This is a genomic window from Streptomyces sp. NH27, from assembly GCF_056859195.1.
In genome coordinates, this window is sequence record NZ_JACEGK010000318.1 from 1 (window position 1) to 9,140 (window position 9,140).

8 protein-coding genes and 1 pseudogene are annotated in these 9,140 nt (G+C 68.6%); 8 read left to right on the forward strand and 1 reads right to left on the reverse strand.

Features of this window, described 5'->3' with window-relative positions; all coding sequences use genetic code 11:
* Window positions 1-185 precede the first annotated feature (185 nt).
* The 6 genes and pseudogenes from AC13HU_RS23800 (at window position 186) to htpG (ending at window position 6,636) form a co-directional block, all read left to right on the forward strand.
* Window positions 186-560: a hypothetical protein gene (locus tag AC13HU_RS23800; RefSeq protein ID WP_483043976.1), complete on the forward strand. Its 375-nt coding sequence runs from the start codon at window positions 186-188 to the stop codon at window positions 558-560.
* A 606-nt stretch (window positions 561-1,166) separates the two neighbouring features.
* A complete protein-coding gene (locus AC13HU_RS23805; RefSeq protein WP_483043977.1) occupies window positions 1,167-2,282 on the forward strand; it encodes a DUF1996 domain-containing protein in 1,116 nt (371 codons plus the stop codon).
* A gap of 95 nt (window positions 2,283-2,377) precedes the next feature.
* On the forward strand, window positions 2,378-2,515 hold the full coding sequence (locus AC13HU_RS23810; protein ID WP_483043978.1) for a hypothetical protein: 138 nt from the start codon (window positions 2,378-2,380) through the stop codon (window positions 2,513-2,515).
* A 29-nt stretch (window positions 2,516-2,544) separates the two neighbouring features.
* Window positions 2,545-4,302 (forward strand): discoidin domain-containing protein, encoded by a 1,758-nt coding sequence (locus AC13HU_RS23815; protein ID WP_483043979.1) that lies wholly within the window; start codon window positions 2,545-2,547, stop codon window positions 4,300-4,302.
* 13 nt (window positions 4,303-4,315) lie between these two features.
* Window positions 4,316-4,534: pseudogene (locus AC13HU_RS23820) on the forward strand (DoxX family protein); the annotation flags it as partial.
* A gap of 143 nt (window positions 4,535-4,677) precedes the next feature.
* Entirely contained in the window at window positions 4,678-6,636 is a 1,959-nt protein-coding gene (gene htpG / locus AC13HU_RS23825) for a molecular chaperone HtpG (protein WP_483043980.1), read from the forward strand.
* A gap of 135 nt (window positions 6,637-6,771) precedes the next feature.
* On the opposite strand, the gene AC13HU_RS23830 is transcribed toward htpG, so the two are convergent.
* Window positions 6,772-7,782 carry an ADP-ribosylglycohydrolase family protein gene (locus tag AC13HU_RS23830; RefSeq protein WP_483043981.1) on the reverse strand — a complete coding sequence of 337 codons (1,011 nt, stop codon included), beginning with the start codon at window positions 7,780-7,782 and terminating at the stop codon, window positions 6,772-6,774.
* Window positions 7,783-8,125: 343 nt separating this feature from the next.
* Here AC13HU_RS23830 and AC13HU_RS23835 point away from each other — a divergent pair, with 343 nt between their 5' ends.
* Together AC13HU_RS23835 and AC13HU_RS23840 are read left to right on the forward strand one after the other, a co-directional pair.
* The gene (locus AC13HU_RS23835; RefSeq protein WP_483043982.1) at window positions 8,126-8,908 is read left to right on the forward strand and encodes a DUF4232 domain-containing protein; all 783 of its coding nucleotides are present in this window, start codon (window positions 8,126-8,128) and stop codon (window positions 8,906-8,908) included.
* 79 nt (window positions 8,909-8,987) lie between these two features.
* Window positions 8,988-9,119 (forward strand): hypothetical protein, encoded by a 132-nt coding sequence (locus AC13HU_RS23840; RefSeq protein WP_483043983.1) that lies wholly within the window; start codon window positions 8,988-8,990, stop codon window positions 9,117-9,119.
* Window positions 9,120-9,140 lie beyond the last annotated feature (21 nt).

Here is a 9,140-nt window from a genome sequence, read left to right on the forward strand (position 1 = left end):
GCCTTCCTCACCCTCACGCCCGCACTCTGAACCCCGGTCCACCGACCTGACGAACGGACCCGGCCCTCCGACCCGGCCCGACAACCAGACGACCCGGACCACCGTTCAGGCGCCCTCGCCCGCCACCTGTCCCCGGCGGGCGAAAACCTGTACGAAACCCCGCCGCCGAGCTGGAGGATGGGGGAATGCCGAACGAATCCGGACCGGTACGCGCCGCCGTCGACGAACTGCTCGCCGCGCTGGACCCGTTGCCGTACAGCGAGCGGACGCGGGAGCTGGCCGGCTGGGTGCGCCGGCAGGGGCCGGGCTCGGGTCGGGCCCGGACGGTCGATCTGCGGGCTCTGCTGGCCGAGTTGGACGGCCGGGGCTGCTACGAGCGCCGGCTCGCCGTGCCCGAATCGGGCTACCCGGCAGGCCAGTTCGCCGTGGCGATCACCGATGCGCTCGGCGCCCGAACCGGCTGGACCGATGACTGGCGCACCCGCCTGCGCGCCCTGCGCCGCCACCCCGATCCCGACGTACGCGAAGCCGCCCTGACGGTGGTCACGGCGGTGGAGTAGTTCGCGGCCCGGCCGTATGCGATCCGGCGGCTCGCATACGGCCGGTTGGCCGTGCGTCCCTTCCCCCGCGCCGCACTCGTCGCGGGCCCCTGCACCGCGCCGCGACCGTCGTACGGCCGCGCCCGCGCCGTAGTCACCTTGGCGCGGCCGGGGGTGCGGCACCGTACGAACGCGGCGCTGCCGTAGGCCGGTTCGCGTCCCGGAGCCGGCGTCGCCGGCCATGCCGTCAGCCATCACGCCCGTCGCGCCGCCGGCCGCGTCGCCACAACGCGGAAGTCCCAGTTGTCCCTTCGAGCCGCTCCGCTTCCAACGACCGGAATCACCAGGGGCATTGCATCGTTCACGTGGACTCCACATTCTTCACAGAATCACCATGTCTTGTGAAGCACCAGGCCAGCCCGGTTCGGACGCCCTTGCACGGCGGTTCGCCGTCCTCCGCCAACTTCAAGAACTGTTGACACTCCTGAACCAGAAGCGCAACATGCCGTGACGCGGGAGAGCGCTCTCCGAACTCCCCGCGGCTTGACGGCCGACCCGTGTGAACCCCCCGAAGCGGAACGGCCGTCACGTGATATTCGCCGGAGCCACGAGAACGAGGAGGTCTCCGTGGCACACAGGTCGAGAAAACTTCCAGGGCTGCTCATCGCCCTCGCGCTGACCGCGGTCGGCGGCGCGGTGGCACTCACCGGAAACGCTTCCGCCGCCCCGTCGTCGCACGGCACGGCGCGCGCCGCGCATGCGGTTTCGGCAAAGCAGGGCAGTCAGGCGATGCCGATGAACATGCCGGTGTCGACCAAGACATCGGGCGACGACCCCGACGGGGACGGCTACATCATGGCCGACCCGCCGGTCACCGGTGTGACGCCGTCGACGTACGACCCGCCGCATGCGTACTTCCACGAGTTCCAGGCGAAGTGTGCGCCGTCCCACACCTTGCCGGACGACCCGATCGTGTTCCCCGGGCAGCCGGGCAAGTCGCACGACCACACGTTCATGGGCAACGTCAGCACCAACGCCGACTCGACCACCGCGTCGCTCGAGGCAGCGAGCGGGACGACGTGCAACGCGCCCGGCGACAAGTCGGCCTACTGGATGCCGAGTCTGTTCAACGGCGACCAGAAGATCCTGCCGATCGGCCCGCAGACGATCTACTACAAGTCGGGCGTCAACGATTACACCAGCGTCCGGCCGTTCCCCAAGGGGCTGCGGTTCGTGGTCGGCAACCCGATGCAGACCGAGGACCAGTTCAAGAACCTCAAGGGCACGGTGGAAGGTTGGGAGTGCGGGGACGACTACGGGAACTTCGACTTCCCGGTCACCTGCCCCAACACCCCTGACGTGCAGCTGAACATCCGTTTGCAGGCGCCGAGTTGCTGGGACGGCATCCACCTGGACACGCCGGACCACCAGAGCCACATGGCGTACCCGATCGCCACGGGCGACAACGAGAACGTCTGCCCGGCCGATCACCCGGTCGCGCTGCCGATGATCGAGTTCAAGATGGCCTTCCCGGTCAACGGCGACATGTCCCAGGTCCACCTGTCCAGTGGGGCGGGCTTCTCGTTCCACTACGACTTCTTCGCGGACTGGGACGACGCGACGCTGGCCGCCATGGTCACCCACTGCGTCAACGGTGGCCTCCAGTGCGACGACCACGGCTATGACCAGTCGCAGCCCGACAAGGGTGCCGTGCTCGACAGCAACTACGAACTGATCCAGTAACCCGTCCGCGGGTCTCTCCCGGGCGGGTTTCTCGGGACCCCCCGGGAGAGCGCTCTCCAAGTTCCAGCCTGTCCCCCCAACACCACAGGTGATCTATGCAAACCCCCGCACGTCCTACCTCTCCACCCCCCACGCTCGGCGGCGACGGCACGATCAGCCACGTCATCAATACGACCGGCGATCCGGTCAACAGCGCCAACTCCGGCATCACCTACCTCGTCAGCTACCCGTGAACGGGCTCATCCGCACCAAGGAGGAAGACATGCAGCGATCCTTCAGGAAGGGGCGGGCGCGTCGCGTCGTCGCTCCACTCGCGGCGACCGCCCTGGCCGTCGCGGGACTCGCCGCGATCCAGGCGCCCGCCGCGCACGCGGCGGGAAGCGTGGTCAAGGTGACCGGCTCGCAAGGTAATTGGCAGCTCACCGTGGACGGCGCCCCTTACGAGGTGAAGGGCCTCACCTGGGGACCGGCGGCGACCGACGCTGCGCAGGACCTGCCGGACCTTGCGAAGATGGGCGTCAACACGGTCCGCACCTGGGGTACCGACGCGACCAGCGCGCCGCTGTTCGACGCGGCCGCGACCAACGGCATCAAGGTGATCGCCGGCTTCTGGCTCCAGCCCGGCGGTGGTCCCGGCGCCGGCGGCTGCGTCAACTACCTCACCGACGACACCTACAAGAACGACATGCTCACCGAGTTCCCCAAGTGGGTACAGACCTACAAGGACAACCCGGGCGTGCTGATGTGGGACGTCGGCAACGAGTCGGTGCTCGGGCTGCAGAACTGCTACAGCGGCGACGAGTTGGAGCAGCAGCGCGACGCGTACGTCACCTTCGTCAACCAGATCGCACAGAAGATCCACTCCGTCGACCCGAACCACCCGGTGACCTCCACCGACGCGTGGACCGGCGCCTGGCCGTACTACAAGAAGGACGCGCCGGACCTCGACCTGTACGCGGTCAACTCCTACAAGGACGTCTGCAACATCAAGTCCACCTGGGAAGCGGGTGGTTACGACAAGCCGTACATCGTCACCGAGGGCGGTCCGGCCGGTTCGTGGGAGGTGCCCGACGACGCCAACGGCGTGCCCGACGAGCCGACCGACCAGCAGAAGGCCGACGGCTACACCAACGCCTGGAACTGCATCACCAGCCACCAGGGCGTCGCTCTGGGCGCCACCCTCTTCCACTACGGCAACGAGGACGACTTCGGCGGCATCTGGTTCAACCTGGTGCCCGACGGCCTCAAGCGCCCGTCCTACTACGCCGTGAAGAGGGCGTACGGCGGTGACACCTCGGGCGACAACCAGCCCGCGCTGGTCTCCGACATGACGGTCAGCGGCGCCACCGACGGCGTGCCCACCGGCGGCAACGTGACCATCACCACCAACACCACGGACCCCGAGAACGACCCGATCAGCTACCAGGTGCTCTACAGCAGCATCTACGTCGACAACAACGGCGCGCTCACCCCGGCCGACTCCACCGTCAACGGCAACACCATCAGCACGAAGGCCCCCGACAGGCCGGGCATCTGGAAGGTGTACGTCAAGGCCACCGACAGCCACGGCAACGTGAGTTACGGATCGAAGTCGCTCAAGGTGGTGCCCCCGAAGGTGGACGGCACCAACGTGGCGCTCAACATGCCTGCCACGGCGTCCTCCTACCAGACCGACCCGACCGGCGGCTGCCCGTGCACCGCGGCCGACGCGGTGGACGGAAACACCGGTACCCGCTGGTCGAGCGACTGGAGCGACCCGCAGTGGCTCCAGGTCGATCTCGGCCAGAGCACCACGTTCAAGCATGTGCAGCTCTACTGGGAGGCGGCGTACGGGAAGGCGTACGACATCCAGACCTCGCAGGACGGCACCAACTGGACGACGGTGAAGTCGGTCACCGACGGGGACGGCAATGTCGACGACATCGACGTGAACGGCACCGGTCGCTACGTCCGGGTCCTGGGTACGCAGCGCGGCACCGGATACGGCTACTCGCTCTACGAGTTCGGGATCTACACGTGAGCCGGAGCCGGTCGGCTCCATGGCCTTCGCCTACTTCGACATCCACCAGCACCACGCCCTGCTCCCCATCCAGAACGGCGGTGAACCGGCGGTCCTCTTCTGCTGGACCCTTCTGCTCATCACGTTCGCCGGCCCGGGCCCGCTGTCCCTCGACCACTACCTCGCCATCGCCCTTCCCGGCGGTGCGCCCGCCGCCACGAAGCGGCGAGCCCACATAGGCGCCCGCGCCTGACCAGTTGTCCCACCGAATCGACGGCCCCGCAGGCGCCCGCCTGCGGGGCCGTTGCACGGACGGCAGGTCGCGGGCGGCCCGGCTGATCTACAGTGCTTCGGTCAGTACCTGTCACCCGGTGATCTGCGAAGGACCAACGGACAATGTCGACCGAGACGTTCGAGTTCCAGGTGGAAGCGCGCCAGCTTCTCCAGTTGATGATTCACTCGATCTACTCCAACAAGGACGTGTTCCTGCGGGAACTTGTCTCCAACGCCTCCGACGCACTCGACAAGTTGCGACTCGAAGCCCTCCGCGACGACTCCCTCGGCGCGGACGTCTCCGATCTCCACATCGCTCTCGAGGCCGACCCGAAGACCCGTACGCTGACCGTGCGGGACAACGGCATCGGCATGTCACGCGACGAAGTCGTCCAACTCATCGGCACGATCGCGAACTCGGGTACCGCGAAGTTCCTGCGGGAGCTGAAGGAGGCCGAGGACGCCGCGGCGACGGAGGGCCTGATCGGCCAGTTCGGCGTCGGCTTCTACGCCAGCTTCATGGTGGCCGACGAGGTGACGCTGCTGACCCGGCGGGCGGGTGAGAGCCAGGGCACCCGCTGGACGTCGAACGGCGAGGGCACGTACACCGTGGAGACCGTCGACGACGCGCCGCAGGGCACCTCGATCCTGCTGCGGCTCAAGCCGGAGGACTCCGAGGACCAGCTGCACGACTACACCTCGACCTGGAAGATCCGCGAAATCGTCAAGCGGTACTCGGACTTCATCACCTGGCCGATCAGGATGGCCGCGCAGTCCGCGCCCAAGGCGGCGGCTGAGGACGGCGACGCGGAGTCCAAGGCGGCGGACGCGGCCGAGTCGGACGACTCCCCGGCCGCACCCGAGGTGCTCAACTCGATGAAGGCCCTGTGGGCCCGTTCGCGCGACGAGGTCACCGACGACGAGTACCACGAGCTGTACAAGCACATCAGCCATGACTGGATCGACCCGCTGGAGATCATCCGCCTCCAGGCGGAGGGCACTTTCGAGTACCAGGCGCTGCTGTTCATCCCGTCCCACGCCCCGCAGGACCTCTTCATGCAGGGCTACCAGCGCGGTGTGCAGCTCTACGTGAAGCGCGTGTTCATCATGGACGACTGCGAAGCGCTCATGCCGTCGTACCTGCGGTTCGTCAAGGGTGTCGTGGACGCGCAGGACCTGTCGCTCAACGTGTCCCGCGAGATCCTCCAGCAGGACCGGCAGATCCAGTTGATGCACCGCCGCCTGGCCAAGAAGGTGCTGTCGACGGTGAAGGACATGATGTCCTCCGCCCCGGAGCGATACGCCACCTTCTGGCGGGAGTTCGGCCGCGTGCTGAAGGAGGGGCTGCTCGGTGACCTCGAGAACCGCGACGCCATCCTCGGTGTGTCCTCCTTCGCCACGACCCACGACAAGGACGAACCGACCACCCTGGCGCAGTACGTGGAGCGCATGAAGGACGGCCAGGAGCACATCTTCTACGTCACCGGCGAGTCCCGGCAGGCCATCGAGAACTCGCCCCACATGGAAGCCTTCCAGGCCAAGGGCATCGAGGTGCTGCTGCTCACCGACCCCGTCGACGAGGTGTGGGTGGACTCCGTCCCCGAGTTCGACGGCCGGCAGTTCCGCTCGGTCGCCAAGGGCGAGGTCGACCTCGGCACCGACGAGGAGAAGGCCGAGGCCGGCAGCGAGCGCGAGAAGCAGCAGGAGGAGTTCGGCGGTCTGCTCACCTGGATGACGACCCAACTGACCGACAGCGTAAAGGAAGTACGGCTCTCCTCCCGTCTCACCGTCTCGCCGGCCTGCATCGTCTCCGACACCAACGACGTGACGCCGGCCCTGGAGAACATCTACCGCGCCATGGGCCAGGAACTGCCGCGCGTCAAGCGCATCCTCGAACTCAACCCCAAGCACCCGCTGGTCGTCGGGCTCAACCGGGTCCACGGCGAACGCCAGGACGACGCCGCGCTCCAGGAGACGGCCGAACTCGTGCACTCCATGGCGCTGCTGGCCGAAGGCGGCGAACTGGCCGACCCCGCCCGCTTCGTCAAGCTGATGGCCGACCGCCTCGAACGCACCTTGTAGCAGCGCCGGTTGCAGGAGCGCCCGTTTCAAGAGCGCACCTTGTGCCGGCGGCGGGCGCGGAGACCGCTACGAGCCCCGCGACCGCCGCCGGCCCCCGGGACGGGGACTGCGGGCGATCGCCGTCGGACAGGGCGTTCAGACGTCCCAGGCGGCGCCCAGGGCCAGCAGGCGGTCGTGGTACTCGATGCTGCTCACCCATTCCGCCGGCCAGGCGCCGACGCCGTGGTGGGCACCGGCGAACGCCCCGGCGAGAGCGGCGATCGAGTCGGAGTCGCCGGAGGAGTACGCGGCCCGCCGGACCGCCGCGGCCGGGTCGTCGGGAAGCAGGAGGAAGCAGTACAGCGCGGTGGCGAGCGCCTCCTCGGCGATCCAGCCGGCCCCGGTGGCCGCGCACGGGTCGGCTTCGGGGTCGGGGGAGCGGAGCGCGCTTTCGAGGCGGTCCAGCACGGCCAGGCACTCGTCCCAGCCGCGGGCGGCGAAGGACGCCGGATCCGGGTCCTGGGCGCGGGCGGCCAGGTCGCCCAGCCAGTCTGCGGGGTAGTGGCCGCGGCTCGCGCGGGCGTACTCCCTTAGCTCGGGGAGCAGTTCGGCGGTGCCGGCGCCCTCGGCAAGCAGCCAGACGGCGTGCGCGGTCAGGTCGCTCGCGGCAAGCGCGGTGGGATGGCCGTGCGTGAGAGCGCTTTGCAACTGGGCTGCACCGGAGCGCTGTTGGCGGTCCAGCCCCGGGATCAGGCCCAGTGGCGCGACCCGCATGTTCGCCCCGCAGCCCTTGGAGCCGATCTCGCTCGCGGCCTGCCAGGTGCCGCCTCGGCTCAGCGCCTCGCAGGCGCGCAGGCAGGTCATTCCCGGGGCGCGGTTGTTCTCCGGCGAGTAGCACCACTCGACGAAGCGTGCGCGCACCGGTGGTTCCAACCGGGAAGCGCTCAGCGGTCCTTCGGCCAGCGCGTCGAGCAGCCCCTCGCCCAGGGCGAGCGTCATCTGCGTGTCGTCGGTGACATAGGCCCGGCCCGAGGAGAGCGGCAGCGGCATCGTGCGCCAAGAGCCGCATTTCGCCTCGATCTGCGCCATCGTGTTGAACTCGGTCGGAAAGCCCATGGCATCCCCGATCGCCAAGCCTGTCAACGCTCCTGTTGCCGCCTGCTTCACGCGGTTCCCTCCCTGACTGTGCCGGTTGTCAGGTGTACCGCATGCGGTGGCGGAGCGGGTGCGTGGGTGTGTAGGGGCGCCGGCGAGGTGGGCGACGGTGGGGCGCCGAATCATCGACGATCCAACTCCCGCACGTCCAAAGTCAGCTGGCCGGTGGCCGTGTCTTCATCCCATGGCGTCCCGTTCCGGCGTTCCAGGGGCGCCGTGTTCCCGCTGGTCAGAGCGGGTTTTGGCGTTCCAGCGTCCCCAACTGCCCGGCGGGCGTAGCGACTGGGACGGATCACCCCGCAGGCTCAGGTCATCCGAGCAACACACCCACTCGAACTACGAAAGAGGCACCCACATGTTCAGCATCCGCAACTCCCGTCTTGGTCTCGTCGGCGCAGCGGCGACCGTCGTACTCGGGGCGCTCTCGCTGACCGCGTGCGGCAACGACGGGTCGGGCAGCAGGGCCGAGGGTGCCTCGAACGGCGGCGTCTCCACGACCGCGTCGTCCCTCGCGAACGCCCCCACCGGATCCGCCGCCGGTGGGAACGCGTCGGCCACGATCGCGCCGTCCGAGGTGTCCGACGGTTTCAAGTCGGCGGCGACGGGCGATTCCGTTAAGGGGTCGGGTACTTCCGGCAATGCGCCGGCCGCATCCGGCAAGTCGGGTAAGTCCGGCAGCTCTGGCAAGTCCGGTAGCTCCGGGAAGACGGTCACCTGCCAGGGTTCCAACACCAAGGTGGTGGCGGCTCCGTTGAACCGTCCGGTGAACCACATGCTGCTCACGGTGACCAACACCGGCAGCAACACCTGCTTCCTGTACGGCTATCCGGCGTTGCAGTTCACCGACGCGCAGGCGGTGCCGCCGGTCCTGGAGGACTCCAAGCCGCAGGCCGTGGTGACCCTCAACCCGGGTGAGTCCGGCTTCGCCTCGGTCGGCCTGTCCGCCTCCGACGGCAGTGGTGCTCACGGCCGCACCGTGAAGACCCTTGGCGTCTACTTCTACGGCCGCTCCGGCGACGGCGCCGGCAGCGTCGGCACCGGCGCCCACCCGTCGCTGCCCGCCGCGGGCGTCTACATCGACGACTCCCTCAACACCACCTACTGGCAGCAGTCGATGGACGACGCCCTGGCCTGGTGACCCCGCGAGCGGCACCGAGCAGCACCCAGCGGCACCGAACAGCAGCGTCCCGCAGACCCGATCGGACAGGTGGCACATCATGCGCAGCACCCGCAGGATCTCCCGTTTCGTGGCCGCTGTCGCCGGCGCGGTCTTCCACGTGGTCGTCCTGGGCGACGTGGGCAGCGCTCCGGCGCGGGAGGCAGGGATCTTCTGCCGCGGTACGGACTGACACGTATCCCGTTCAGGCAGC